Origin of the sequence: Pseudomonas sp. NPDC087639 (assembly GCF_044743385.1) — a bacterium.
Lineage (GTDB): Bacteria > Pseudomonadota > Gammaproteobacteria > Pseudomonadales > Pseudomonadaceae > Aquipseudomonas.
This window is the reverse complement of sequence record NZ_JBIUWI010000001.1, coordinates 22,106-47,193: the sequence shown is the minus strand read 5'-3', so window position 1 is coordinate 47,193 and position 25,088 is coordinate 22,106. Positions and strand designations below refer to the sequence as shown.

At 59.4% G+C, this 25,088-nt stretch carries 21 protein-coding genes and 1 pseudogene; 13 read left to right on the top strand and 9 right to left on the bottom strand.

What is annotated here, in order from left to right:
* Positions 1-193 precede the first annotated feature (193 nt).
* The gene (locus tag ACIOVB_RS00195; RefSeq protein WP_401263864.1) at positions 194-1,270 is read left to right on the top strand and encodes a 3-deoxy-7-phosphoheptulonate synthase; all 1,077 of its coding nucleotides are present in this window, start codon (positions 194-196) and stop codon (positions 1,268-1,270) included.
* 47 nt (positions 1,271-1,317) lie between these two features.
* On the opposite strand, the gene ACIOVB_RS00190 is transcribed toward ACIOVB_RS00195, so the two are convergent.
* A complete protein-coding gene (locus ACIOVB_RS00190; RefSeq protein WP_401263863.1) occupies positions 1,318-2,403 on the bottom strand; it encodes a hypothetical protein in 1,086 nt (361 codons plus the stop codon).
* A 335-nt stretch (positions 2,404-2,738) separates the two neighbouring features.
* Here ACIOVB_RS00190 and ACIOVB_RS00185 point away from each other — a divergent pair, with 335 nt between their 5' ends.
* The 10 genes from ACIOVB_RS00185 (at position 2,739) to ACIOVB_RS00140 (ending at position 15,614) form a co-directional block, all read left to right on the top strand.
* On the top strand, positions 2,739-3,608 hold the full coding sequence (locus ACIOVB_RS00185; protein ID WP_187679953.1) for a triacylglycerol lipase: 870 nt from the start codon (positions 2,739-2,741) through the stop codon (positions 3,606-3,608).
* 95 nt (positions 3,609-3,703) lie between these two features.
* Positions 3,704-3,985, top strand: coding sequence for a peptidylprolyl isomerase (locus ACIOVB_RS00180; RefSeq protein ID WP_401263861.1), 282 nt, complete (start codon positions 3,704-3,706; stop codon positions 3,983-3,985).
* A gap of 133 nt (positions 3,986-4,118) precedes the next feature.
* Positions 4,119-5,987, top strand: a complete 1,869-nt coding sequence (locus tag ACIOVB_RS00175) for an extracellular solute-binding protein (RefSeq protein WP_401263860.1) — start codon at positions 4,119-4,121, stop codon at positions 5,985-5,987.
* Positions 5,987-7,048 (top strand): microcin C ABC transporter permease YejB, encoded by a 1,062-nt coding sequence (locus tag ACIOVB_RS00170; RefSeq protein WP_187679935.1) that lies wholly within the window; start codon positions 5,987-5,989, stop codon positions 7,046-7,048. Before ACIOVB_RS00175 ends, ACIOVB_RS00170 begins: the two co-directional genes overlap by 1 nt.
* Positions 7,048-8,070 carry an ABC transporter permease gene (locus tag ACIOVB_RS00165; RefSeq protein ID WP_305438116.1) on the top strand — a complete coding sequence of 341 codons (1,023 nt, stop codon included), beginning with the start codon at positions 7,048-7,050 and terminating at the stop codon, positions 8,068-8,070. Before ACIOVB_RS00170 ends, ACIOVB_RS00165 begins: the two co-directional genes overlap by 1 nt.
* Positions 8,071-8,079: 9 nt before the next feature.
* Positions 8,080-9,654 carry an ABC transporter ATP-binding protein gene (locus ACIOVB_RS00160; protein ID WP_187679937.1) on the top strand — a complete coding sequence of 525 codons (1,575 nt, stop codon included), beginning with the start codon at positions 8,080-8,082 and terminating at the stop codon, positions 9,652-9,654.
* Between the two features lie 96 nt (positions 9,655-9,750).
* A complete protein-coding gene (locus tag ACIOVB_RS00155; protein ID WP_401263858.1) occupies positions 9,751-11,157 on the top strand; it encodes a sigma-54 interaction domain-containing protein in 1,407 nt (468 codons plus the stop codon).
* Between the two features lie 293 nt (positions 11,158-11,450).
* Complete coding sequence (locus ACIOVB_RS00150; protein ID WP_187679939.1) at positions 11,451-12,842, top strand: GntP family permease; 1,392 nt, start codon at positions 11,451-11,453, stop codon at positions 12,840-12,842.
* 7 nt (positions 12,843-12,849) lie between these two features.
* Positions 12,850-13,623: a 3-hydroxybutyrate dehydrogenase gene (hbdH, locus tag ACIOVB_RS00145; RefSeq protein ID WP_401263856.1), complete on the top strand. Its 774-nt coding sequence runs from the start codon at positions 12,850-12,852 to the stop codon at positions 13,621-13,623.
* A 35-nt stretch (positions 13,624-13,658) separates the two neighbouring features.
* Complete coding sequence (locus ACIOVB_RS00140; protein ID WP_401263854.1) at positions 13,659-15,614, top strand: acetoacetate--CoA ligase; 1,956 nt, start codon at positions 13,659-13,661, stop codon at positions 15,612-15,614.
* A 66-nt stretch (positions 15,615-15,680) separates the two neighbouring features.
* Here the strand turns inward: ACIOVB_RS00140 and ACIOVB_RS00135 are convergent, their stop codons facing one another.
* The gene (locus ACIOVB_RS00135) at positions 15,681-16,793 is read right to left on the bottom strand and encodes a PilT/PilU family type 4a pilus ATPase (RefSeq protein WP_401263852.1); all 1,113 of its coding nucleotides are present in this window, start codon (positions 16,791-16,793) and stop codon (positions 15,681-15,683) included.
* Between the two features lie 130 nt (positions 16,794-16,923).
* Between ACIOVB_RS00135 and ACIOVB_RS00130 the strand changes: the two genes are divergently transcribed.
* Positions 16,924-19,461 (top strand): PAS domain-containing protein, encoded by a 2,538-nt coding sequence (locus ACIOVB_RS00130; protein WP_401263850.1) that lies wholly within the window; start codon positions 16,924-16,926, stop codon positions 19,459-19,461.
* A 51-nt stretch (positions 19,462-19,512) separates the two neighbouring features.
* Positions 19,513-19,788, top strand: a complete 276-nt coding sequence (locus tag ACIOVB_RS00125; protein ID WP_007912322.1) for a peptidylprolyl isomerase — start codon at positions 19,513-19,515, stop codon at positions 19,786-19,788.
* Positions 19,789-19,901: 113 nt separating this feature from the next.
* Here the strand turns inward: ACIOVB_RS00125 and ACIOVB_RS00120 are convergent, their stop codons facing one another.
* The 7 genes and pseudogenes from ACIOVB_RS00120 to ACIOVB_RS00090 all read right to left on the bottom strand — a co-directional run.
* Complete coding sequence (locus ACIOVB_RS00120; RefSeq protein ID WP_401263848.1) at positions 19,902-20,837, bottom strand: sugar kinase; 936 nt, start codon at positions 20,835-20,837, stop codon at positions 19,902-19,904.
* An 85-nt stretch (positions 20,838-20,922) separates the two neighbouring features.
* Positions 20,923-22,137, bottom strand: coding sequence for an amino acid deaminase (locus ACIOVB_RS00115; RefSeq protein WP_401263846.1), 1,215 nt, complete (start codon positions 22,135-22,137; stop codon positions 20,923-20,925).
* Between the two features lie 42 nt (positions 22,138-22,179).
* Positions 22,180-22,944, bottom strand: a complete 765-nt coding sequence (locus tag ACIOVB_RS00110) for an IclR family transcriptional regulator (protein WP_187679954.1) — start codon at positions 22,942-22,944, stop codon at positions 22,180-22,182.
* Positions 22,945-23,091: 147 nt separating this feature from the next.
* Positions 23,092-23,481 (bottom strand): RidA family protein, encoded by a 390-nt coding sequence (locus ACIOVB_RS00105; protein WP_007912330.1) that lies wholly within the window; start codon positions 23,479-23,481, stop codon positions 23,092-23,094.
* Between the two features lie 31 nt (positions 23,482-23,512).
* Positions 23,513-24,310 (bottom strand): amino acid ABC transporter ATP-binding protein, encoded by a 798-nt coding sequence (locus tag ACIOVB_RS00100; RefSeq protein ID WP_187679948.1) that lies wholly within the window; start codon positions 24,308-24,310, stop codon positions 23,513-23,515.
* Positions 24,307-24,969: an amino acid ABC transporter permease gene (locus ACIOVB_RS00095; protein ID WP_187679949.1), complete on the bottom strand. Its 663-nt coding sequence runs from the start codon at positions 24,967-24,969 to the stop codon at positions 24,307-24,309. The genes ACIOVB_RS00100 and ACIOVB_RS00095 overlap by 4 nt, the downstream gene beginning before the upstream one ends.
* A gap of 9 nt (positions 24,970-24,978) precedes the next feature.
* Positions 24,979-25,088, bottom strand: a pseudogene (locus ACIOVB_RS00090) (amino acid ABC transporter permease); the annotation flags it as partial.

Sequence of the window (25,088 nt, the reverse complement as noted above, 5' to 3'; positions counted from 1 at the left end):
ACGCCACTTATTACCGTTACGACAGCTTTAGCGCCTGGCGATTTAGCAGCCTCCGCTCGGGACAGCCTGCCGCCTCCGATCGGTCACCTACAGGTGGCAAACATGCACACGTAGCCAATACGGCCAATTGTCGAACACCCCAGTAGGGCCGAGCGCGCGGGAAAAGCCCGCCGCCAGCCCAGGAAGACCGAATATGAACTCGTCAGTTTCTGCTCTGCCACTGTCCACCCTCGATTCTGCCAACGAAGCACTGACCCTGCGTCTGCCCAGCTCGTTGCAACTCAAACAGCAATTGCCATTGAGCAATGCCTTGAGCCAACAAGTCGCCGCCCACCGCCAAGCGGTTCGCGCGATCCTCAACGGTGAGGACCAGCGCCTGCTGGTAATCGTTGGCCCCTGCTCTATCCACGACCCTCAATCCGCTCTTGAATACGCCGGAAAACTCGCCCGCCTGGCAGAAGAAGTCAGCGATGAAATGCTGCTGGTGATGCGTGCCTACGTCGAAAAACCGCGCACTACAGTCGGATGGAAAGGCCTGGCTTATGACCCGCACCTGGACGGTAGTGATGACATGGCCGCAGGCCTGTCCCTGTCCCGCGGGCTGATGCTGGAAATGATCCGTCTCGGCTTGCCCGTGGCGACCGAATTGTTGCAACCCATGGCAGCTGGCTACTTCGACGACTTGCTCAGTTGGGTTGCCATTGGCGCACGCACAACCGAATCACAAATCCATCGCGAGATGGCCAGCGGCTTGAACATGCCGGTAGGATTCAAAAATGGCACCGACGGCGGCGCGGCCGTGGCTGTCGATGCCATGCGCTCGGCCTCACACCCGCATCGCCATTTCGGGGTCGACAGCCAGGGACACCCAGCCATCATCCAGACGCCTGGCAACCCTGACACCCATCTGGTGCTGCGCGGCGGACATAAAGGACCGAACCATGATCGCGAAAGCATTGCCAGAATTCACGCCGATCTGGACCGACTGAAGATCCCGAGCCGAATCATGGTCGATTGCAGCCACGCCAACAGCGGCAAAGACCCATTGCGTCAACCCGGCGTTTTCAATGAAGTGCTTGAACAACGCTTGCAAGGTGATCGTTCACTCATCGGCATGATGCTGGAGTCTCATTTGTTCGAAGGTTGTCAGCCGCTGAGTGCATCGCTGCGCTACGGCGTTTCGATCACTGATGGCTGCCTCGGTTTCAGCGCAACAGAGCGATTGCTGGTCGATGCTGCTCAGCGTCTTGGCGCACACGCCAGACGCTGATTGCGAGACAGGCCCTCCGGCTTATTCAAACTGGAGGGCCGTCAACGTTACAGCTTGGCCTCTACCTGCACCCGCGTCACTGCGGACTCCTGACTGACATCGTCCAAACGTTCAACCGTGTACGCAACACGCACGGAAGATCCGTGGTGCTCGCGCCAGAAGCGATGTGGAACGATAAAAATCAGCGGCTTTCCTGCGGTTTCCCGGGTGATTTCGCGATCATCCCGATGATTGAAAAAGTCTCCGTCACATTTGAGATAAACCAGCTCACCCTCTTGCGCCTGAGCGTTGCCGATCACGACGGTTACGCCATCAATGGAGTCTTCCGCAAGCAGCACGCCGTCCTCAGCTTCAAGTACGTCGGGTGCGTCCAGTTCGCCACGAAGAAACGGGGTGATGAGAATTCTCGTCGGCTCGGACTCACGTGCCACGCCATTGGACTGCTCGACTCGGTAGCGTACCGACACCTCACCACCGAGATTTGCTGCGATGTACTCGGGCGGAACCCAGAAAGACAGCAAATCTGAAACAGCAAAGGTTTCGACCTTCAATCTGTCGTGGAACGATGCGGATGGCGCGTCTGCGCACCAGCTCAATGACACCTGATCGCCTGCCGCCATTCGTGCGTAGGGCTGGAGAGTGACGAGTGCCCCTTCCACGACCCGCGCCGGATCCAGGGCCCCACCGATTGCACCTTCGACGTGCGGGGCAAGCAACTGAGGCCTTGAATCCCCCACTGTCAGTTGCAAGCGCGCAGACGATGCAGGTTCGGGCAGGGCCGCGCTGACAAGTGTCCAGTAGACCTCCAGTGAACCGCCATCCAGGGCCGCGACGTGCATGCCTTTGATAACGAAGACGACGTCTTTGCCTACCTGAGCTTCGCTGACAAAGCGGACCATTTCGTGCTGATAAACAAAACCCTCGACATCCAGCCCCTCCCAACTCATCAGCAACTGATCGCCACACGCCATGTTTGCATAAGGCGTGATACGAACGACGACCTTGCCCAGGGCGGGATCGAGCACGCTCCCCTGGAGAGAATCAAGCGTTGCTGCTGGCAACTGTTCATGTGTCGCCTTGGGGCTGGCGGGGTGACGCATTCGATAGCAAAACTCGATTTCATGCATGTTCATTCGCAACTCCATTCCCTGGATAAAACGCTGTCTTCATGACGGCGTCGACAGCCAACATTGAACGCGATTGCTGGTGTTCTCGATATCAGCCCGATACACCGCAGCCATGGCGCAAAAGCTACAAGCCCGGTAGGCAACCAACACTAAATCGACCTTCCCCAGGCGGAGGACGGCTAGAACTTCCGATTTGGATTTCGTAAGTATCTGAAAATTCGTACAGCCTCTAGTCCGAATTCAACGGCCAAGTGAAGCCTCTTCGTACTTCTTCAACGAGGTGTGTGTTTTAGAGTGGCCAACAGATTTCCCCGATGAACTTCTGCGAAAAAGGTAAGAACATGCAACGGAGTGCTACAACTCGTTATCCCATCCTGTTGGTACACGGCCTGTTTGGATTTGAGCGTATCGGCCATTTCGAGCTGTTTCATGACGTCAAGGACGCTTTGAAAACCGCTGACTGCCGAGTGTTCGTTCCACACCTCTCCGCCACCCACGACAATGAAGTCAGGGGTAAGCAACTGCTGACGCAGATTGACAGTGTCCTGCGGGGCACAGGTGCCAAAAAAGTCAATCTCATCGGGCACAGCCAGGGAGCTTTGGCAGCTCGATACGCCGCAGCGCTTGCCCCACACGCCGTGGCCTCAGTGACTTCAGTCAGCGGCCCCAATCATGGCTCGGAATTGGCTGACTTTTTGCGCAAGGCGCTGGTTCCAGGTCGGCTGCCGGAAGTCGTCGCGCAGAACGTGGCGACGGTATTTGCCGATTTTCTTTCGTTGCTTAGCGGCAGTACCACGCTGCCGCAGAATGCATTGGCGGCGCTCAATGCACTGACGACCGAGGGAGTGGGTGACTTCAACGACAGGTTTCCACAGGGATTACCCGGCACTTGGGGCGGACACGGCCCCGAACAGGTCAATGGTGTACGGTATTACTCCTGGAGCGGCGTTCTTCCGGCCATTGGGCTAGCAACACTCGACCCGGTGCAGGGAGCCTGCCGGGCGCTGTCGCAGTATTTCATGACCGAGGGGGAGCAGAATGACGGCTTCGTCGGGCGTTTCAGCTCTCACTTGGGTCAAGTCATCCGTTCCGACTATCCGCTGGATCACCTGAGCAGCCTGCGCCATTGCGCCGGCAAGGTAACCGGTCAGTTCGACCCGATAGACCTTTACGTTGAGCATGCCGCGCGCCTGCAAGCAGCGAATCTCTGATCAGACCATGACAACCGAACGGAACTTTGCCGAGAATTCGACCACTGAATCCGGTAGGCTCCGCACTTTATTGAAATAGATTGGAGAGTTTTCTCATGGCTAAAGCCACTGCCCGTCACATCCTGGTTTCCGATGAAGCCAAATGCAACGAACTCAAGGCCCAGATCGAAGGCGGCGCTGATTTCGCTGAAATCGCTAAGGCCAACTCCACTTGCCCATCCAGCCGTCAGGGTGGCGACTTGGGTTCGTTCGGTCCAGGCCAAATGGTCAAGGAATTTGACACCGTGGTATTCAGCGCGCCAATCAACGTCGTGCAAGGCCCGGTAAAAACCCAGTTCGGTTATCACCTGCTGGAAGTCACCAGCCGTCAGGACTGATCCGTCGCCTGAGCGCTGTCCAACGGCCCGCCTTCTGGTGGGCCGTTGTGTTTCAGTTACACATACGGCTGGCGACTGACGCGCCTCTCGCGTACAACTTGCGCTTATCGATTACCCGGTTCCAAGGCTGATAATGCGACTGGTTTTCCCCACATTGATGCTCACCGCCCTCGCCCTGCTGTCGGGCGCCGCCGGTGTGAACGCGGCACCGCAACATGCGTTGACCGTGTATGGCGAACCTGCCAAATACCCTGCCGGTTTCAGTCACTTCGATTACACCAACCTGCAGGCCCCCAAAGGGGGAACGATGCGCCGCTCGGCGATCGAAATCGGTCACTTCGACCATCTCCTTCCTTATATAGACAAAGGCATCGGCGTCACTCAGATCGATGGCCTGCTTTATTCGCCGCTGGCCCAGCGTTCGATGGATGAGCCCTACACCGTTTACGGCCTGGTCGCACAGAAGATGGAGCGCTCGGACGACGGCCTGTCGCTGCGTTTCTTCATCAATCCCAAAGCACGCTTCGCCGACGGCAAACCGATTACCGCCGAAGACGTGCGCTATACCTACGATTTGTTGATGACCCAGGGCAGCCTGCGCTACCGCACCCAATTCGCCGACGTCAAAGGCGTCGAAGTGGAAGCGCCGCTGACTGTGCGTTTCGACTTCAAAAGTAATGAAAACCGCACCCTCCCGCTGGATATCGCGACCCTGCCGGTGTTCCCCGAACATTGGTGGAAGAACCGCGATTTCGCCGGCGGTGGCGGATACGAGCCACCGCTGGGCAGCGGCCCGTATCGTGTCGGCAAAGTCGATTCGGGGCGCAGCATTACGTTTGAGCGTAATCCCGACTGGTGGGGCAAGGATTTGCCGGTCAGCCGCGGCCTGTACAACTTCGATCACTTCAGCATCGAGTATTTCGGCGACACCGACGTTGCACGTCAGGTGCTGCGCGGCGGCGCCTACGACTACAACCGAGAGTTCTCCGCCACCGGTTACTCGATCGGTTATGACAGCCCCGCCCTCAGCGACGGGCGCCTGCAAAAAGCCCACTTGGCCACCGAGGCGCCGCAATCGGCCCAGGGTTTTGTGTTCAACCTGCAAAAACCGATTTTCCAGGATCGGCGCGTGCGTCAGGCGCTGGCCATGCTCTGGGATTTCGAGTGGAGCAACCGGCAGATGATGCGCAACCTGTACATCCGCCAGCAAAGCTACTTTTCCAATACCGAACTCGCGGCTCGCGAACTGCCCGATGCGCAAGAGTTGAAAATCCTTGAGCCGCTGCGTGGGCAGGTTCCCGACGAAGTCTTCTCAAAAGTATTCGAAGCGCCAAAAACCGATGGCAGCGGCCTGATCCGCGACAAGCAGTTGCAAGCCCTCGAGTTGCTGGAACAGGCCGGCTGGAAACCCGATGGCGATCAACTGGTCAACGCCGAAGGCGAGCCACTGAGTTTTACCTTCCTTGTCAGCCAGAACGGCATGGATCGTCTGTTGCTGCCGTACAAGCGCACGCTGAAACAGATCGGCATCGATCTCAATATCCGCCGTATCGACTCCTCGCAATACGTCAACCGCCTGATGAGCCGCGATTACGACATGATCGTCACCGGCTACCCCGTCACCACGTCTCCGGGTGGCGAGTTGCTCAACTACTTCGGCTCAGCGTCGGCCAACGATCCGGGCGCCAACAACTACATGGTGTTGAAAAACCCGGCGGTTGATACCTTGATCAACGGCCTGATGCGCGCCTCGACCCAATCCGACATGCTGCACTACGCCCACGCGCTGGACCGGGTGCTGCAATGGAATTACTACTGGATTCCCAACTACTATCCGCCGGGTACCTCGACTGTCTGGTGGAACCGTTTCGGCATGCCGTCGGTTCAGGCGAGCAATGACGAAGCCATCGAGAGCTGGTGGGAAATCAGCAGCACACCGCTGACCAATCAACAGATGACCGCTGAAAAAATCTCTCGCGGCAGACCCGGAGGACCGCACTGATGTGGGGTTACATACTGCGGCGCCTGCTGCTGATCATTCCGACACTGGTGATCATCCTGCTGGTGAATTTTGTGATCATTCAAGCCGCGCCGGGTGGCCCGGTCGAGCAGGCGATCGCGCACTTGCAAGGTATCGGCGGTGCCAGTGTCGGCGGCGGCGCGAGCGAAACCATGAGTGGCACATCCCGTGCCAGTCGTGGTCTCGACCCGCAGCTGATCAAAGACATCGAAAAACAGTACGGCTTCGACAAGCCCGCTCATGAACGTCTGTGGCTGATGCTCAAGAACTATGCGCAACTGGACTTCGGCAAAAGCTTCTTTCGCGGCGCGACGGTCACCGACCTGATCCTGGAAAAAATGCCGGTGACCATTTCCCTCGGTCTGTGGGCGACGCTGATTACCTATCTGGTGTCGATACCGCTGGGCATCCGCAAAGCCGTGCACCATGGCAGCCATTTCGATATCTGGAGCAGCACGGCGATCATCATCGGTTACGCAATGCCGGCGTTCCTGTTTGCGATGTTCCTGATCGTGCTGTTCGCCGGCGGCACCTCACTGAACTGGTTTCCAGTACGGGGGCTGGTGTCGGACAACTTCGAATCGCTGTCGACCCTGGGCAAGATCGCCGACTACTTCTGGCACTTGGTGTTGCCGGTGACGGCACTGGTGATCGGCGGTTTCGCGACATTGACGATCCTGACCAAAAACTCGTTCCTCAATGAGATTACCCGCCAATACGTGGTTACCGCACGGGCCAAGGGTCTGAGTGAGCGCCGGGTGCTCTATGGCCATGTGTTTCGCAATGCAATGCTGTTGGTGGTGTCGGGCATTCCTCAAGCCTTCATCAGCGTGTTCTTCGCCGGCTCGCTGCTGATCGAAGTAATCTTCTCCCTCGACGGCCTCGGCCGCATGAGCTACGAAGCAGCGGTTTCCCGGGATTATCCGGTGGTATTCGGCTCGTTGTTCATCTTCACCCTCTTCGGCCTCCTGATAAAACTGATCGGCGACCTGTGCTACACCCTCGTTGATCCGCGCATCGACTTCGCCGCGAGGAACGCCTGATGTTCAAGCTCTCGCCTTTGGGCCGTCGTCGCTTTGAGCGATTCAAGAAGAACCGTCGTGGCTGGTGGTCGTTGTGGCTGTTTATCGGGCTGTTTATTGTCACCTTGGGTGGCGAACTGATCGCCAACGACAAGCCGCTGGTAGTCAGCTATCAGGGCCAGTGGTACTTCCCGGTGTTCAAGCGCCACACCGAGCAGGAGTTCGGCGGACAACTGCCGTTCCAGGCCGATTACCGCAGCGATTATGTGCAGAACCTCATCCGCAAGGACGGTGGCTGGCTGCTGTTTCCGCCGATTCCCTTCAGCGACGACACACCGAACTACGACCTCACCAAACCGGCACCGAGCCCGCCCACGGCAGTCAACTGGCTGGGCACCGACGATCAGTCGCGGGATGTCTTGGCGCGGGTGATCTTCGGCGCGCGGGTATCGATTCTGTTTGCCCTGATGCTGACGTTTGTCAGTGCGCTGATCGGCATCGCTGCCGGCGCGTTGCAGGGCTACTACGGCGGCTGGGTCGACTTGATCGGGCAACGTCTGCTTGAGGTGTGGTCAGGACTGCCGGTGCTGTACCTGCTGATCATCCTTTCCGGTTTCGTCGAGCCGAATTTCTGGTGGCTGCTGGGAATCATGGCGCTGTTTTCCTGGCTGGCGCTGGTCGACGTGGTGCGGGCGGAGTTCTTGCGCGGGCGTAATCTGGAATACGTCAAAGCCGCGCGAGCCCTTGGTCTGACTGACCGCAAAGTGATTGTCCGGCACATCTTGCCCAACGCCATGAATGCGACATTGAGCTACTTGCCGTTCATTCTGACCGGGGCGATTTCCACCCTTACCGCGTTGGACTTCCTCGGTTTCGGCATGCCGGCCGGCAGCGCTTCGCTGGGCGAACTGATCGGTCAGGGCAAGCAGAATCTGCAGGCGCCTTGGCTGGGGCTGACGGCGTTTTTCACCCTGGCGCTGATCCTTTCTTTACTGGTGTTCATCGGCGAGGCGTTACGTGACGCCTTCGACCCTCGATCCTGAAGCGTGGCCATGACTGACAACCTGATTGAAATCCGTAACCTCAACGTTGCCTTCCATGGCCAGCCCGTGGTGCGCGACCTGTGCCTGGACATCCGCCCTGGCGAGTGCCTGGCGCTGGTCGGCGAGTCGGGCTCGGGCAAATCGGTGACTGCTCATTCAATCCTGCAATTACTGCCTGACAGTGAAGCGCAAACCACCGGCAGCATTCGCTATCGCGGGCAGGAACTGGTGGGGGCAGACCCCAAGGTCCTGCGCGAACTGCGTGGCAACCGTATCGCCATGATCTTTCAGGAGCCGATGACCTCGCTCAATCCACTGCACACCATCGAAAAACAGATCGGCGAAACCCTGCTGCTGCATCGCGGCCTCGGAGGCAAAGCGGCGCAAGCACGCATTCTCGAACTGCTCGGACTAGTGGGCATCCAGAAACCCAAGGAGCGGCTCAAGGCTTACCCTCATCAACTGTCCGGCGGACAACGCCAGCGGGTAATGATCGCCATGGCTCTGGCCTGCGAGCCGGAATTGTTGATTGCCGACGAGCCAACTACAGCGCTCGACGTCACCGTGCAACGCAAGATCCTGTTGCTGCTCAAATCCCTGCAACAGCGTTTGGGCATGTCGCTACTGCTGATCAGCCACGACCTCAATCTGGTGCGTAGCATCGCTCAACGCGTGTGCGTGATGAAGGCCGGAGAAATCGTCGAACAGGCACCGTGCGAAACCCTGTTTACCGAGCCGAAACATCCTTACAGCTGCGTCCTGCTCAATGCCGAACCGGAAGGCGAAGCACTGCCGAGGGACGAGCGTGAGAACGTGCTGGAAGTCGATAACCTGCGGGTCGAATTTGCCGTCGGTGGCGGCCTGTTTCAGCGCAAACAATACCTGCGCGCGGTCGACGGCATTAGCCTGAACATTCAGCGCGGCAAGACATTGGGCATCGTCGGGGAGTCCGGTTCGGGCAAGTCGACACTCGGTCAGGCGATTCTTCGTTTGCTCGACTCCGAAGGCAGTATCCGCTTCCAGGGCGAAGCGCTCGACGGCCTCAATCAGAAGCAGTTGCGACCCTGGCGCCGGCAGATGCAAGTGGTGTTTCAGGATCCGTTCGGCAGCCTCAGCCCGCGTATGTCGGTAGCACAGATCATCAGCGAAGGCCTGGAAGTGCATTGCGAATCCACCGCTGGCGAATGCGATGAGCAAGTGATCCGTGTACTCAAGGAAGTCGGTCTCGATCCTGAAAGTCGTCACCGTTACCCTCACGAGTTTTCCGGCGGTCAACGTCAGCGCATCGCCATCGCCCGGGCATTGGTACTGAAACCGGCGCTGATCCTGCTGGATGAACCGACGTCGGCCCTGGATCGCACGGTGCAGAAACAAGTGGTCGCCCTGCTCCGTCAGCTTCAGGAGAAACACGGTCTGACCTATCTGTTTATCAGCCACGACCTGGCGGTGGTCCGCGCTTTGGCCCACGACATGATCGTGATCAAGGACGGTAAAGTGGTCGAACGTGGCGCCAGTCACGAGGTGTTTGATTCGCCGCAGCATCCTTACACCAAAGAGCTGTTGGCGGCGGCGCATCCGGGATAGGCATAATCGGCGCTCGATTTGAAACCCGGTCGTGGCCATCGCTGGCGAGCCCGCGATGGCGTCGGCACTGACAACACAAACCTCGGACCAGCCTTCATGAACACCACCGAAAGCCTCAAGGACTACCAAAGGGTTCGCACTCTGGCGATCCGTTCGCTGTTCGAGATCATCGAGCAGTCGAGCGAAGGCACGGTGATTGTCGATCGTGACGCCAACATCGTCTGGATGAATGAGCGTTACGCCCGGCGTTTCGGTCTGGAATCCGCCGCAGGCGCCATCGGCAAGCCCTGTGAAAGGGTGATCCCCGGAAGTCTCCTGCGTGAGGTGGTGCGCACCGGTCGCCCTATTCTGCTGGACATGCAGGACACCCCAAAAGAACCGCTGGTGGTGATGCGCCTGCCGATCCACGACGACGCGGGCACGGTCATTGGCGCCATCGGCTTCGCCCTGTTCGATGAGTTGCGTACCCTGTCGCCGATGCTCAAGCGTTACCTGAGCATGCAGGAAGAGCTGGCCTCGACCCGCTCCTTGCTGCGCGCGCGGCAGACCAAATACAACTTCGCCCATTTCATCGGCACCAGTGCCGCCAGCCTCGACGTCAAACGCCGTGCGCGGCGCAGTGCGAGTGCCGAGTCTCCTGTGTTGCTGCTGGGTGAAACCGGTACCGGCAAGGAATTGCTGGCACAGGCCATCCACAGTGCCTCACCCCGAGCGCACAAAGCTTTCGTCAGCATCAACAGCGCGGCGATTCCCGAGGCGCTGCTGGAAGCGGAGTTTTTCGGCACCGCCCCAGGCGCGTTCACCGGAGCCGACCGCAAGGGCCGTACCGGCAAGCTGCAAATCGCTCAGGGCGGCACGCTGTTCCTTGACGAAATCGGCGACATGCCGCTGCCGCTGCAAAGCAAATTGCTGCGCGTGCTACAGGAGAAGGAGTTCGAGCCAGTGGGTTCGAACGACGTGATCCAAAGTGATGTGCGGGTGATTGCCGCCACGTCGACGGATCTGCAAGCGGCGATCAAACGCGGCGAATTCCGCGCGGACCTTTATTACCGGCTCAACGTGTTGCCGATCAATGTACCGCCGCTGCGTGAAAGGCTCGACGATCTGCCGGCACTCAGCGAAGCCATTCTGGAAGAGCTTCGCAGTCAACATGAGCTGAACCGTGAAGCGTTGACGTTGCTTGGACAGCATGCCTGGCCGGGCAATATTCGAGAGCTGCGCAATGTGCTGGAACGAGCAGCGCTGCTGAGTGATGACCTGATGCTCACCGAGAACGACATTCGCGCGGCCATCGGTACGTTTACGCCGGTGGAGCGTGCTTCGGCACCGATGATTGAGTCGTTGGCCGAGGAGACATTCGCTGAGGCGCGGGAGCGGTTTGATCGGCAGTTGATTCAGTCTGCCCTTGCGCAATGCGGGGGTAAGGTGCCGGAGGCAGCGGCTAGATTGGGGCTTGGACGGTCGACGCTGTACAAGAAAATGGTGGTGCTGGGGATCGTCTAGTCTCGATAAAGAGATACTTATCTCTGTTTCTGGATAAGACCTTGAAGATCAAAAGATCGCAGCCTACGGCAGCTCCTACAGGGTGGATTGGCTTCAAATTGTAGGAGTTGCCGGAGGCTGCGATCTTTTTTGGCCGACGAAATCTCCCGATTGAGACAAAACTCTATCCACACATTTAAAACAGAGAATAATTTCCTTAAATTTCAACATGTTAACAACTTGGCACACATCTCGCTTTGCCCCTTCCTACACCCGTTTCAACCACAAAAATAACAATTCTGGAGAGACACACCATGAGTGTGATCATTGCCTTGGCAGCCCTGGCGCTGTTGATGGTCGCTGCGTATCGTGGCTACAGCGTTATCCTCTTCGCACCCATCGCCGCGCTCGGCGCTGTCCTGCTGACCGACCCGTCCGCCGTTGCCCCAGCTTTCACAGGGGTGTTCATGGAGAAAATGGTCGGTTTCATCAAGCTGTATTTCCCCGTGTTTCTGCTCGGTGCCGTGTTCGGCAAGTTGATCGAACTGTCGGGTTTCTCGCGTTCGATCGTTGCAGCGGCCATTCGTCTGTTAGGCACAAAGCAGGCCATGCTAGTGATCGTGCTGGTCTGCGCCCTCCTCACCTACGGTGGCGTTTCGCTGTTCGTGGTGGTGTTCGCGGTTTACCCGTTTGCGGCGGAGATGTTTCGCCAGAGCAACATCCCCAAACGTCTGATCCCGGCCACCATCGCCCTCGGCGCGTTTTCGTTCACCATGGACGCCCTGCCCGGGACACCACAAATCCAGAACATCATCCCCAGCACGTTCTTCAATACCACCGCGTGGGCGGCGCCGTGGCTGGGTGTGATCGGCACGATTTTCGTGTTCTGCGCCGGCATGCTGTTTCTGCAACGTCAACGCAACAAGGCTCAACGCGCCGGTGAAGGCTATGGCACCGAACTGCGCAACGAGCCGGAAACCGCCGAAGACCTGACGCTGCCGAACCCTTGGCTTGCGCTGTCGCCGTTGTTGGCGGTGGGCATCATGAACCTGCTGTTCACCCACTGGATTCCGCAGTGGTACGGCAAGACCCACAGCTTGGCGCTGCCAGGCATGGCCACACCGGTGACCACTGAAATCGCCAAACTGACGGCGATCTGGGCCGTTCAAGCCGCATTGCTGGTCGGGATTCTGATGGTATTGGCGTTCGGCTTTCAGGCGATTCGCAGCAAACTGGCCGAGGGCAGCAAAAGTGCGGTCAGTGGCGCGTTACTCGCAGCGATGAACACCGCTTCCGAATATGGTTTCGGCGCAGTGATCGCCTCGCTGCCGGGCTTTCTGGTGCTGGCCGACTGGCTCAAGCAAATCCCCAATCCACTGGTCAACGAAGCGATCACCGTGACCTTGCTCGCGGGTATTACAGGCTCGGCTTCGGGGGGCATGAGCATTGCGCTGGCGGCAATGTCCGAGCAGTTCATCAGCGCCGCCAATGCGGCGAACATTCCGCTGGAGGTGTTGCACCGCGTGGCTGCGATGGCCAGCGGCGGCATGGACACCCTGCCGCACAACGGCGCGGTCATCACGCTGTTGGCGGTCACCGGCCTGACCCATCGTGAAGCCTATAAAGACATTTTCTGTATTACGCTGATCAAAACTCTGGCGGTTTTCGTGGTGATCGGCACTTTCTACGCCACTGGCATTGTGTGAGGCATTCATGACGACTCTTACTGGCAAGACCGCACTGGTTACCGGCTCCACCAGCGGCATTGGCCTGGGCATTGCGCTCGTGCTGGCCAAGGCTGGAGCCAATGTTGTTCTCAATGGCTTTGGCGATGCGTCCAAAGTGATTAGCGAGGTGGCGCAGTTCGGCGGCAAGGTCGGCCATCATCCGGCGGATGTCAGCGACCCGGCACAGATCGCCGAGATGATCGCCTACGCCGAGCGCGAGTTCGGTGGCGTGGACATTCTTATCAACAACGCGGGCATCCAGCATGTCGCCGCCGTGGAAGAGTTTCCGATTGAACGCTGGGACTCGATCATCGCCATCAACCTCTCTTCGGTGTTTCACAGCACCCGCCTGAGTCTGCCGGGCATGCGCTCCAAAGGCTGGGGGCGGATCATCAATATCGCCTCTGTACACGGCCAGGTCGGTTCCACAGGCAAAGCGGCTTACGTTGCTGCCAAACACGGGGTGATCGGCCTGACCAAAGTGGTCGGTCTGGAAACCGCGACCAGCAACGTCACCTGCAATGCGATTTGCCCGGGCTGGGTACTGACGCCGCTGGTGCAGAAGCAGATCGATGATCGCGCCGCCAAGGGCGTCGATCCGCAGCAGGCGCAGCATGATTTGCTGGCCGAGAAACAGCCATCGCTGGAGTTCGTTACGCCGCAGCATCTGGGGGAACTGGTGTTGTTTCTGTGCAGCGAAGCAGGCAGCCAGGTGCGTGGTGCGGCGTGGAATATTGACGGTGGGTGGTTGGCGCAATAAGCCGCGACACCTTCAGGAAAACAAGAGGCAAACAAATGTCCGACATCCTCTGGCAGCCCGACGCCAACCGCATCGCCAAGTCGCGCATGGATACCTTCCGACGCTTCGTCAATCAGCGCCATTCGCTCAATCTGGAAGGCTACCCTGCCCTGCACCAATGGAGCATCGAAGAGCGTGAAGCGTTCTGGCAAGCCATCGTCGACTTCTTCGACATTCGCTTCCATACCCAGCCAGACGCCGTGTTACGCGAAGGTGAATACATGCCCAGCGCCGAATGGTTTCCCGGCGCCTCCCTGAACTTTGCCGAACATTTATTGCGGCGCCGTGATGACGCCGTGGCGGTGGTAAGCCTGGCCGAGAACGGTCAGCGCGAGCAATTGAGCTGGGCCGAACTGGCTCGCCAGGTCGCCGGTTTCCAGGCAAGTCTGCAAGCCGTGGGCGTGGGTCTCGGCGACCGGGTGGCGGCGTGTATGCCCAACACCTGGCAGACGCTGGTGGCGATGCTCGCAACCACCAGCCTTGGGGCAATCTGGTCGTGCTCTTCGCCGGATTTCGGCACCCACGGCGTGATTGATCGTTTTGGCCAGATCGAACCGAAAGTCCTGATCACCTGCGCCGGTTACCGCTATGCCGGCAAAGAGATAGACCAGACGACGAAGCTCAATGAAATCCTTGCGCAACTGCCATCGCTGCAACAGTTGATCATCGTTCCCTATGCACGTGCGCAAGCGCGCATCGAAGACTATCGCACGCAAGCCAATGTCACCCTGTGGGACGACTTTTATCAGCCCGGCGATGAGCCGCGCTTCGTCCCGGTGCCTTTCGCTCATCCGCTGTACGTGCTGTATTCCAGTGGCACCACGGGCGTGCCGAAATGCATCGTGCACAGCACCGGCGGCGTACTGCTGCAACACGTCAAGGAACATGGCCTGCACGTCGACCTCGGCCCAGGCGATCGCTTGTTTTACTACACCACCTGCGGCTGGATGATGTGGAACTGGCTGGTGTCGGCACTCGCGGTCGGCAGCGCCGTGGTGCTGTACGACGGTTCGCCGTTTCACCCGGGCCCGGAGCGTTTGCTGGATCTGCTCGACGACGAACGCGTCAGCGTCTTCGGCACCAGCCCCAAATACCTCGCGACGCTGGAAAGCAACGGGCTCAGACCGCGCGAGAGCCATGACCTCAGCAGCCTGAGAACCCTGCTTTGCACCGGTTCGGCGTTGTCGCCGCAGAGTTATGACTTTGTTTACCGCGACTTCAAACCCGACGTGTGCCTGGCTTCGATGTCCGGCGGTACCGACATCGTTTCCTGCTTCGTCAATGGCAACCCGATGTCGCCAGTGCGGCGCGGTGAAATCATGGGCAAGAGCCTGGGCATGGCGGTTGAAGTGTGGAATGACGCCGGGCAGCCCGTGATCGGCGAAAAGGGTGAACTGGTCTGCACGCGGCATTTTCCGGCGATGCCAATCGGGTTGTGGAACGATGCCGATGGGGAAAAGTTGCGCAAATCCTATTTCAGCCTGTTCCCCGGTGTCTGGGCGCAGGGCGATTACGCCGAACAGTTGCCCCATGGCGCGATGATGATCCACGGTCGCTCCGACGCCGTGCTCAATCCCGGCGGCGTGCGCATCGGTACGGCGGAGATCTATCGCCAGGTCGAGAAAATCCCGGAAGTACTCGACAGCGTGGCCATCGGGCAACAGTGGCAAGACGATGTGCGGGTCGTGTTGTTCGTGCGGCTCAAGGACAGCGTGACACTTGATGAAACGCTGCAACAGCAGATTCGTCAGGTCATCCGCGCCAACACCACGCCCAGGCATGTGCCGGCAAAGATCGTCGAGGTCACCGACATTCCACGCACCATCAGCGGCAAGGTCGTGGAGCTGGCGGTGCGCAACGTGGTGCACGGAGAGCCGGTGAGAAACACCGATGCGCTGGCCAACCCGGAGGCACTGGAGCAATTTCGCAATAGAAACGAGTTGCGCAGTTGATCGTAAAGATCACAGCCTGCGGCCGGGGAGACTCGCCCGGCGCAGGCTGTGATCTTTTGAGGCGGTCTAATCCACCAACCCCCACTCCCCCGAAGCGGCTGGCGGCGGCCCGGGCACCCTATCATCATGCAGTTTCAGGCGCAGACGCAGGTTGTTCACTGAGTCCGCATGGTTGAGCGCCTCCTCCTCGCTGATGACACCTTCCACGACCAACGCAAACAGCGCCGCATCAAAGGTCTGCATCCCAAGCTCGGCAGACTTCTCCATGATCGCCTTCAGTTCCCCCAACTCGTTACGGCGAATCAGATCCGCGACCGTCGGCGTACCCAGCATCACCTCGACCGCCGCTCTGCGCTGCCCGTCCAGGGTGCGTACCAGTCGTTGCGATACAAACGCTTTAAGGTGGTTACCCAACGCATGCAACAGCTGCGGGCGTCGCTCTTCGGCAAACATGTTGATAATCCGATCCAGCGCCTGATTGGCGTTGTTGGCGTGCAACGTGGAAAGCACCAGATGCCCGGTTTCGGCAAATGCCAAGGCGTGTTCCATGGTTTCGCGGTCACGGATTTCTCCGATCAGCACGACGTCCGGCGCCTGGCGCAGGGTGTTTTTCAGCGCTGCATGAAAGCTGCGGGTGTCGACGCCGACTTCACGCTGATTGATGATCGACAGCCTGTGCCGATGGATGTACTCGATCGGGTCTTCGATGGTGATGATGTGCCCGGTGCTGTGGCGGTTGCGGTGATCAATCAAGGCTGCCAGCGAGGTCGACTTGCCCGAGTCGGTGGCGCCGACAAACAGGATCAAGCCTTGTTTGAGCATCACCGTTTCGAGGAGTACCGGCGGCAGTTTCAAGTCTTCGAAACGCGGAATGTCGAGTTTTACATTGCGAATGACGATCGACACATCGTTGCGTTGCTTGAAGATATTGACCCGAAAGCGGCCAATGCCGGCTCGGGAGATCGCCAGATTCATTTCCAGATCCCGGTCGAACTCTCGGCGCTGCTCGGCGTCCATCAGTGAGGTCGCCATGGCGGCAATTTCACCGGATTTGAAGGGTTCGTCGCTTAATGCCGTCAGTACACCGTCTACTCTTACACTGGGCGGCGCGGCGGTAGACAGGAACAGGTCAGAACCCTGTAAGTTGGACAAACGAGATAACAGTGCATCGATTTCCATGGCAAAAAGCACCCGCGAAGCATTCAATGAGCAGAATTGGCCGCCGTCGTGACGCGACGAGCCATACAGCGTCTAAAGCCTGCAACAATGATAGACGCCGTCTCACCGACCGACGCTCAGGATTGATGTGATGAACGCTGCACCGACCAACGACGACGCGCAGGCACTGATCGCCCGCACCGACTGGAGCCGCAGTCCACTGGGCGCGGCAGGAACCTGGCCGCAGAGCCTGCGTACCGCGGTGGATATCGTGATTCATTCGCCGATGCCGATGCTGTTGTTGTGGGGGCCGCAACTCACGCAAATTTATAACAACGGCTTCGCCCTGCTCGCCGGCAACAAACATCCCCACGCTTTCGGACAGCCTGCGCACCTTATATGGCCGGAACTTCGAGACTTCACTGACCCGATTTACAGCGCCGTCCTGCAAGGCCAGGTACGCACCTACAGTGAACGACGCTTCACCCTGCAGCGCGACGGTAAAGACACCGACTTCTGGCTGGATCTGACCTACAGCCCGATCCGCGATGAAAACGCGCAGGTCGCCGGTATTCTGGTTACGGCGATCGAAACCAATGAGCGCCGACGTATCGCCCTGGAGTTGCAGCAGCGCTCCGACGACAGCCTCAAGGCTCAGCGCGAAACAGAAGAGCGCTTGCAACTGGCCCTCGCCGCGACAGATGCGGTCGGTACCTGGGACTGGGATATCGGCGAAGACCGCTTCATTGCCGACGCCCACTTCGCCCAATTGCACGGCATTGATCCGTCTCGCGCCGCGCAATTGCCCATCAGTGATTACCTGCACGGTGTCCATCCTGAAGACCGTGCGCTGGTGGCTCGCAGCATCAAACATTGCATCACCCACGGCACCGAATATGCCGAGGAATACCGCTTGTTGCTGCCCGGCGGTGAGCAGCGCTGGGTGTTTGCCCGCGGCCGCTGCTACAAGGATCACCATGGCCGGCCGGTGCGTTTTCTCGGTGCGGCGCTGGACTTGACCGAGCGCAAACACACCGAACAAGCGTTGCGCCAGAGTCAGACAGAACTGCAGCTGATCATCAACGCCATGCCGATCCTGATCAGTTATGTCGACCACGAAGAACGCTTTCGCCTCAATAATGCGGCTTATCTGGACTGGTACGGCCTCACACCCCAAGAGCTGTGCGGCCGAACCATTCGAGAAGTGATCGGAGAGGAAGCGTATTTCCTGCGCGCGCCGTATATCGCCGAAGCACTCGCCGGTCGATCCTGTTCGTTCAGCCTGTACACGCCCCACCGCGACGGCAGCAGCCGCCATGCCCTGATGAATTACCTGCCGCGCCACGGTGCGGACGGTTCGGTCAACGGTTTCTACATCTTTGTGATCGACGAATCCGAGCGCAAGAAAACCGAAGAAGCCCTGCGCAACCTCAATGAAACCCTTGAAGAGCGTGTCAGCGCCCGCACCGAGCAATTGGCCCAGGCCAATCAGCGTTTGCAGAACGAGATGTTCGAACGCGAGCGCGCTGAAGATGCGTTGCGCCATGCGCAGAAGATGGAGGCGGTCGGACAGCTTACCGGCGGCATTGCCCACGACTTCAACAACATGCTCACCGGGATCATCGGCAGCCTCGACCTGATGCAGCGCTACATCGCCAACGGTCGCGCCAGCGAGATCGGCCGCTTTACCGAAGCCGCCGTCGCCTCGGCGAACCGTGCGGCCGCCTTGACTCACCGGTTGCTGGCGTTCTCGAGGCGGCAATCGCTGGATCGCAAGCAACTGAACGTCAACGAACTCATTCACTCGCTGGAAGACCTGATCCGCCGTACCAAGGGCGATCCAATCGACCTCAAGTTAAAGTTGGCCGATGACTTGTGGCCGGTGAGCACTGACATCAGCCAATTGGAAAATGCCCTGTTGAATCTGGTGATCAACGCCCGCGATGCCATGCCTGAGGGCGGTGACTTGCTGATCGAAACGGCAAACGTCTTCCTCGACGGCAGCGACATCACCACCCTCGAACCGGTCAAGGCCGGCGATTACCTGATGCTGGCGGTCAGCGATAACGGCACGGGAATGACGCCATCGGTGAGGGCCAAGGCGTTCGATCCCTTCTTCACCACCAAACCGATCGGCCAGGGCACCGGGCTCGGTCTGTCGATGATTTACGGTTTTGCCCAGCAATCGGGTGGGCATGTCAGCCTCGACAGCTTGCCCGGCCAAGGCACCTGCGTGCGTCTGTACTTGCCAAGAATGGTTGGCCTGGAAGCGGAACGTCTGCCAGTCGAGCCCACCGAGCCGCAACCGGCCACGGCCACCGGTGAATCCGTGGTGGTGGTCGAAGACGACCCGGCGGTGCGCATGCTGGTGCTCGATCTGCTCAAGGAGTTGGGCTATCAAGCGCACGAAGCCGAGGACGCCCGGGTGGCCCTGCCGTTGCTCGAATCCGATCTACGGGTGGACCTGCTGGTTACCGACGTCGGCCTGCCGGGCATGAATGGTCGCCAACTCGCTGAAATCGCCCGTCAGCATCGCCCGGGCCTCAAAGTATTGTTCATGACCGGTTATGCGCAGAAAGCCGCCGAACGCCAGGGCTTTCTCGAGGACGGCATGGACATGGTGGCGAAACCGTTTTCCATCGAGCTATTGGCCAGCAAGATCCGCGCGATGATCAGCCAAACCTCTTGAGTTGAGGCATAATCCGCGCCCCGCCTTCACCCCGTTATCAGGTATCGCAAGATGAAAGCCCAAGCCCGCCACATTCTGGTGAAAACCGCCGAAGAGGCCGAACAGCTCAAACAACGCATCGCCAAGGGCGAAGCGTTTGATGTGTTGGCCAAGAAATTTTCCACCTGCCCGTCCGGCAAACGCGGCGGTGATCTGGGTGAAGTGCGACCGGGGCAGATGGTGGGGGCGATTGATGCGGTGATTTTCAAGAAGCCGCTGCGTACGGTGCATGGACCGATCAAGAGCAAGTTCGGTTATCACCTGGTGCAGGTTTTCTATCGCGATTGACCACTACTCACCCCACCGGTAGGAGCTGCCGAAGGCTGCGATCTTTTGATCCTGTTTTTTACAATCGAGATCAAGAGATCGCAGCCTTCGGCTGCTCCTACAGGGGTTGTATTTCAATCGTTGGGGATCAGTGCTCCCGGCACTTGAATCACCCGGCTTGCCAACCTATGCCCCGCGTCGGCCGCCTCAGCCGGGCTGCCGCCAGTCAGACGACTGGCCAGATACGCCGCACTGAAAGAATCCCCCGCCGCCGTGGTGTCCACGACCTTCTCGACCTTCTGCGCCGGCACTTCAAACGCTTCACCGTCACAGCGAATCAGGCATGCCTCGGCGCCGCGCTTGAGCACCACTTCCGGCGTGCCGATCTGCGCGTAAGCGTCGAACACCGCATCGCAATCGGCAAAACCAAACAGCGCCTGCTCGTCATCCACCGTCAGCAACGCCAGATCGATGTGCGGCAACACGCTGCGATAGGCCGCCCGCGCGTCTGCCAGTGACGCCCACAAACGTGGTCGGTAGTTATTGTCGAAGACAATCCGTGCATCCCGCTGACGCGCTTCGATCAACACCTGAATCAATCTTTCGCGGCCCTGCGCACCGAGCACGGCCAGGGTGATGCCGCTGAAGTACAGCACGTCGTAATCCGGCAACGCGGCCAGAATCGGCTCGGCGGCCGGGGTGGTGAAGCAATCGCGCACAGCCGCTTCGTTGCGCCAGTAGAGAAAGCGCCGTTCGCCGTTGGCGTCAGTCTGGATGCAATACAAGCCCGGCAAGCGACCGGGCAGGCGCTGCACCAGGTCAAGGCCAATGCCTTCGCTGGTCCAGATCTGGCACATGGCGTCGCTGAAACTGTCATCGCCCAGCGCCGTGACGTAATCGACCTGAGCCTTGTCGCCCAAGGCGCGAGACAGGTAGACGGCAGTGTTGAGCGTGTCGCCGCCAAAGCTCTGCTGCAGGCTGCCATCGGCGCGTTGCTGGAGTTCGATCATGCATTCGCCTATCAGGGCGATGCGCGGGGCGTTGGGGCCCAAGGGGCTGAGGGTGGTCATTGTGTGGTGTCTCTGCTGATTCGCGGGTGTCTGGTCTGGCCTCATCGCTGGCAAGCCAGCGATGGTCGCTACTCGGTTTCGAGTCTTAGAAACAGGTTTCCATGCTCTCGATCACCGACAACTGCTCATCCACCAGCAACCCCACGCGCCACTTATCAAAGGTCAGGCACGGGTGCGAAGTACCAAAGGAAACGATGTCGCCGACGCGCAGTTCAACGCCCGGCGCCACGGTCATGAACGCGTGCTGATCCATCACCGCTGTCACCTTGCATGCACCGACATCATCGCCCTCCGCCGGCAACACGCCTGCCTTGTAACGCAGCAGCGGCACCGGCAGCCCGGCATCGAACGCCACATCACGCTTGCCCAGGGCAATCACCGCAAACCCCGGTTCCGGCATCGACTGTACGTGCGCCCAGACTTCCAGCGCCGGCCGCAGGCCTTCATGCAAATCGCTACGACGATCGAGCACGCAGCACTGCGCTTCTTTGTAGATGCCATGGTCGTGTGCCACGTAGCTGCCCGGACGCAACACGCTGAGGAAGCGGCCGCCAGCGTTCTGCACTTCGAACGATTCGGCGATCAGGTCATACCACGCCGATCCCGAAGCGGTGATGATCGGCTTGGGAATGGCAAACGCGCCGCTGTTCTGCAATTGCACCGCCAGACGCACCAGCGACGCGGCGAACGCGCGAATGCCGCTGACCGCGTGATCACCGTGAATCACGCCTTCGTAACCTTCGATACCGGTAAGCGCCAACGAAGGTTGCGCGTTAATCGCTTTGGCCAGCTCAATGACTTCCTGCTCGCTGCGGCACCCGCAACGACCACCGACCACGCCGTATTCGATCATCACGTTGAGCTTCACGCCGCGCGAAGCAAAGTAAGCGCCGAGGTCGGCAACGTTGTCCGGATGATCGACCATGCAATGGAAATCGAACGACGGATCGGCCAGCAGATCGGCAATCAGCGCCATGTTCGGCGTGCCGACCAATTGGTTGGCCATCAGCACGCGACGCACGCCGTGGGCATATGCCGCGCGGGTCTGGGTAGCGCTGGCGAGGGTGATGCCCCAGGCCCCAGCGTCGAGCTGACGCTTGAACAGTGCCGGGGTCATGCTGGTCTTGCCGTGGGGCGCGAGTTCGGCGCCGCTGTCGCTGACGAACTTCTGCATCCAGCGAATGTTGTGCTCCAGCGCCTCGCGGTGCAGCACCAGCGCCGGCAGGCTGACGTCTCGTACCAGGTGCGCGCCGATGGCGGCATCGCCCTTTTCCACAGCAGTATTGATGGCAGTCGTCATGGTCAAACTCCTCGCATTCATTCGCGGCGCAGACAGCCGCGGTTATTCGTTGATTCGCCGGGCGAGGCTGTTGGCACTCTCGATCAGAACCCGGCGATAGTCGTTGTAATTGTTCTTCGCGTCGGCCCGTGGGGCGACGATGCACAGGGTGCAGATTGCAACGCCGGAAGGGTCTTTGACCGGTGCCGCGAAGCAATGGGTGAAGGTGTCGGCAACACTGTCGAAGGAGAAAAATCCATCGATGCCGGCCTGACGGATTTCTGCCAAAAACCGCTCCAGAGGCAGGCGTTCACCGTCGGGCAGGATGTAGTCGTCTTCGTCGATGAGGTCGATGATTTGCTGATCGCTCAGGTGCGCGAGCAGCAAGCGCCCGGACGCGGTCCATGGGATCGGCGCGTTCTCGCCGATATCAGAGGAAATGCGGAAGTGCCGCTCGCCCTCCTTCATCAGCGCCACGGTGTATTTGCGCCCGTTGAGCAGGCACATCTGCGCGGTTTCGCGAGTCTGGCTGACGATCTCCTGCAAGGCGTGATCGGCTTCGCGGCTGAGGTCAAAATGGCGCAAATGCGCCTGACCGAGGAAGTACAGCTGCCGGCCGAGATAGACGTGACCGTCCTTGCCCACCGGTTCCAGGATTCGCCGCTCCAGCAACGAGGCGACCAGCTCATAGACCGTGGATTTCGGGCTGCCGATGCCGTTGGCGATGTCATTCGGACGCAGCGGCTGGCCGACTTCCTTGAGGAAATCGAGGATATCGAACGCCCGGTCCAGACCTCGGGCCCTGCGTTTGATGGTGTCTTCGGTCATTTCAGTGGTTCCCATTCAAAGTCGCCGGGAGTTTACCGAGAGTATTGCATCGCTTGGTAGGCCGCTTTCGCGAGCAGGCTCGCTCCCACAGGGGATTGCATTTCAAATGTGGGAGCGAGCCTGCTCGCGAAGAAGTCAGCACAGATTTCAGGCCTTCTTCTTGTAAGCAATGCAATCAATCTCGACCTTGCAATCCACCATCATGCTCGCTTGCACACACGCCCGCGCCGGAGCGTGTTCCGGTTTGAAGTACTCGCCGAAGACTTTGTTGAAACTGCTGAAATCCCGCGGATCGTCCAGCCACACGCCCGCGCGCACCACATCTTCCAGGCCGTAACCGGCCTCTTCGAGAATCGCGATCAGGTTCTTCATGGTCTGGTGCGTCTGCTCGACGATGCCGCCAACAATAATCTCTCCATCCACTGCCGGCACTTGGCCGGACACGTGCAGCCAGCCATCCGCTTCAACGGCGCGGGCGAATGGACGAGGCTGACCACCAGCGGCGGTGCTGCCGGTACCGTAACGCGTAATGCTCATGGGTGTTTCTCCTGATTACAAAAGTGAAAATTCAGAACCGCGTGCTTTTCAGAAACTCAGCCAGACGCGGTGATTGCGGGCGTTCGAACAGCTCCTTGGGAGGCCCCTGCTCTTCGATCCGCCCTTGGTTCATGAAAACGATTTTGTCCGAGACCTCGAAGGCGAAACGCATCTCGTGGGTCACCAGCAACATGGTCATGCCGTCTTCGGCCAGGCCCTTGATCACGTTGAGCACTTCGCCGACCAACTCCGGGTCGAGGGCTGAAGTGACTTCGTCGAACAGCATCAGGCTCGGGTTCATCGCAATCGCCCGGGCGATGGCCACGCGCTGTTGCTGACCGCCGGACAACTGACCGGGAAAGTGATTGCGCCGTTCCAGCAGGCCGACCCGCTCCAGCCATTTCTCGGCCAGCACCACGGCTTCATCCTTGTGCATCTTTTTCACCTTGAGCAGTCCCAGGGTGACGTTCTGCAATGCGCTCAGATGCGGGAACAGATTGAACTGCTGGAACGCCATGCCGGTCATGGCGCGATGGCGAGCGATGACTTTTTCACCATGGCGCACGCGTTTGCCGTTGACCTCGTCATAGCCGATCGATTCGCCCTCAAGCAGGATCTGCCCGCCCTGGAACTCTTCGAGCATGTTCACGCAGCGCAGCAGCGTGGTCTTGCCGGAACCGCTGGAGCCGATCAGCGTGACGACGTTGCCGCGTTGCATGCTCAGGTCGACGCCTTTAAGCACCTCCACCGTGCCGTACTGTTTGTGCAGGCCACGGATGTCCAGCAGTGGCTGGCCGTTTTGAACGTTGGAAACTTGAGCTTCAGTCATGGCAAGGCCACCCGCTTTTCAATGTGCCGGCCGAGTAATTCGATGCCGAAGTTGATGACGAAGAACAGAAAACCGGCGAACAGATAGAACTCCAGGGTCATGAAGTTCCGGGCGATGATCTGTTGAGTGCTGAGCAGCAATTCGGCGACGCCGATCACCGAAAGCAAGGTCGATGCCTTGACGATTTCGGTGGACGAGTTGACCCAGGTCGGCAGGATCTGCCGCAGTGCCTGGGGCAACAGCACATAGCCGAGGGATTGGTAAAACGTCAGGCCGATGGCCTTGCTGGCTTCCATCTGCCCACGGGGCAACGCCTGCAACGCACCACGCACGATCTCGGCGACGTGAGAGCCACAGAACAGCGTCAGCCCCAACGCGCCGGCCTGAAACGCGCTGATCTGCCAGCCGAGCGCCGGCGCCATGTAGAAGCAGGCCAGGACCAGCACAAACACCGGGGTGCCGCGAATAATGTCGACGTAAAAGCGGAACGGTGCGCGCATCCAGAACTTGCCGTAGGTCAGCACCAGACCGGCAAACACACCGAGAATCGTGCCGAACAGAATCGCCAGCGCCGAAGCCTGCACACTGGTCAGGAAGCCTTGCCAGAGTGGCTCGCGCGCCACCCACAATTCATGCAACCAACTGGGGGATTCGTACATCGCAGCCTCCTATCGGCGGATCGCCAGACGCTGCTCGAGATACCGCAGCAGCATGGCAATGAGGTAACAGGCTGCGACATACAGCGCCGTGGTCACCAGCCAGGTTTCGATCACCCGGT

Coding starts and splice junctions, on each gene's coding strand:
- ACIOVB_RS00195 (WP_401263864.1), top strand. CDS start 194: ATGAACTCGTCAGTTTCTGCTCTGCCACTGTCCACCCTCGATTCTGCC.
- ACIOVB_RS00190 (WP_401263863.1), bottom strand. CDS start 2,403: ATGAACATGCATGAAATCGAGTTTTGCTATCGAATGCGTCACCCCGCC.
- ACIOVB_RS00185 (WP_187679953.1), top strand. CDS start 2,739: ATGCAACGGAGTGCTACAACTCGTTATCCCATCCTGTTGGTACACGGC.
- ACIOVB_RS00180 (WP_401263861.1), top strand. CDS start 3,704: ATGGCTAAAGCCACTGCCCGTCACATCCTGGTTTCCGATGAAGCCAAA.
- ACIOVB_RS00175 (WP_401263860.1), top strand. CDS start 4,119: ATGCGACTGGTTTTCCCCACATTGATGCTCACCGCCCTCGCCCTGCTG.
- ACIOVB_RS00170 (WP_187679935.1), top strand. CDS start 5,987: ATGTGGGGTTACATACTGCGGCGCCTGCTGCTGATCATTCCGACACTG.
- ACIOVB_RS00165 (WP_305438116.1), top strand. CDS start 7,048: ATGTTCAAGCTCTCGCCTTTGGGCCGTCGTCGCTTTGAGCGATTCAAG.
- ACIOVB_RS00160 (WP_187679937.1), top strand. CDS start 8,080: ATGACTGACAACCTGATTGAAATCCGTAACCTCAACGTTGCCTTCCAT.
- ACIOVB_RS00155 (WP_401263858.1), top strand. CDS start 9,751: ATGAACACCACCGAAAGCCTCAAGGACTACCAAAGGGTTCGCACTCTG.
- ACIOVB_RS00150 (WP_187679939.1), top strand. CDS start 11,451: ATGAGTGTGATCATTGCCTTGGCAGCCCTGGCGCTGTTGATGGTCGCT.
- hbdH (WP_401263856.1), top strand. CDS start 12,850: ATGACGACTCTTACTGGCAAGACCGCACTGGTTACCGGCTCCACCAGC.
- ACIOVB_RS00140 (WP_401263854.1), top strand. CDS start 13,659: ATGTCCGACATCCTCTGGCAGCCCGACGCCAACCGCATCGCCAAGTCG.
- ACIOVB_RS00135 (WP_401263852.1), bottom strand. CDS start 16,793: ATGGAAATCGATGCACTGTTATCTCGTTTGTCCAACTTACAGGGTTCT.
- ACIOVB_RS00130 (WP_401263850.1), top strand. CDS start 16,924: ATGAACGCTGCACCGACCAACGACGACGCGCAGGCACTGATCGCCCGC.
- ACIOVB_RS00125 (WP_007912322.1), top strand. CDS start 19,513: ATGAAAGCCCAAGCCCGCCACATTCTGGTGAAAACCGCCGAAGAGGCC.
- ACIOVB_RS00120 (WP_401263848.1), bottom strand. CDS start 20,837: ATGACCACCCTCAGCCCCTTGGGCCCCAACGCCCCGCGCATCGCCCTG.
- ACIOVB_RS00115 (WP_401263846.1), bottom strand. CDS start 22,137: ATGACGACTGCCATCAATACTGCTGTGGAAAAGGGCGATGCCGCCATC.
- ACIOVB_RS00110 (WP_187679954.1), bottom strand. CDS start 22,944: ATGACCGAAGACACCATCAAACGCAGGGCCCGAGGTCTGGACCGGGCG.
- ACIOVB_RS00105 (WP_007912330.1), bottom strand. CDS start 23,481: ATGAGCATTACGCGTTACGGTACCGGCAGCACCGCCGCTGGTGGTCAG.
- ACIOVB_RS00100 (WP_187679948.1), bottom strand. CDS start 24,310: ATGACTGAAGCTCAAGTTTCCAACGTTCAAAACGGCCAGCCACTGCTG.
- ACIOVB_RS00095 (WP_187679949.1), bottom strand. CDS start 24,969: ATGTACGAATCCCCCAGTTGGTTGCATGAATTGTGGGTGGCGCGCGAG.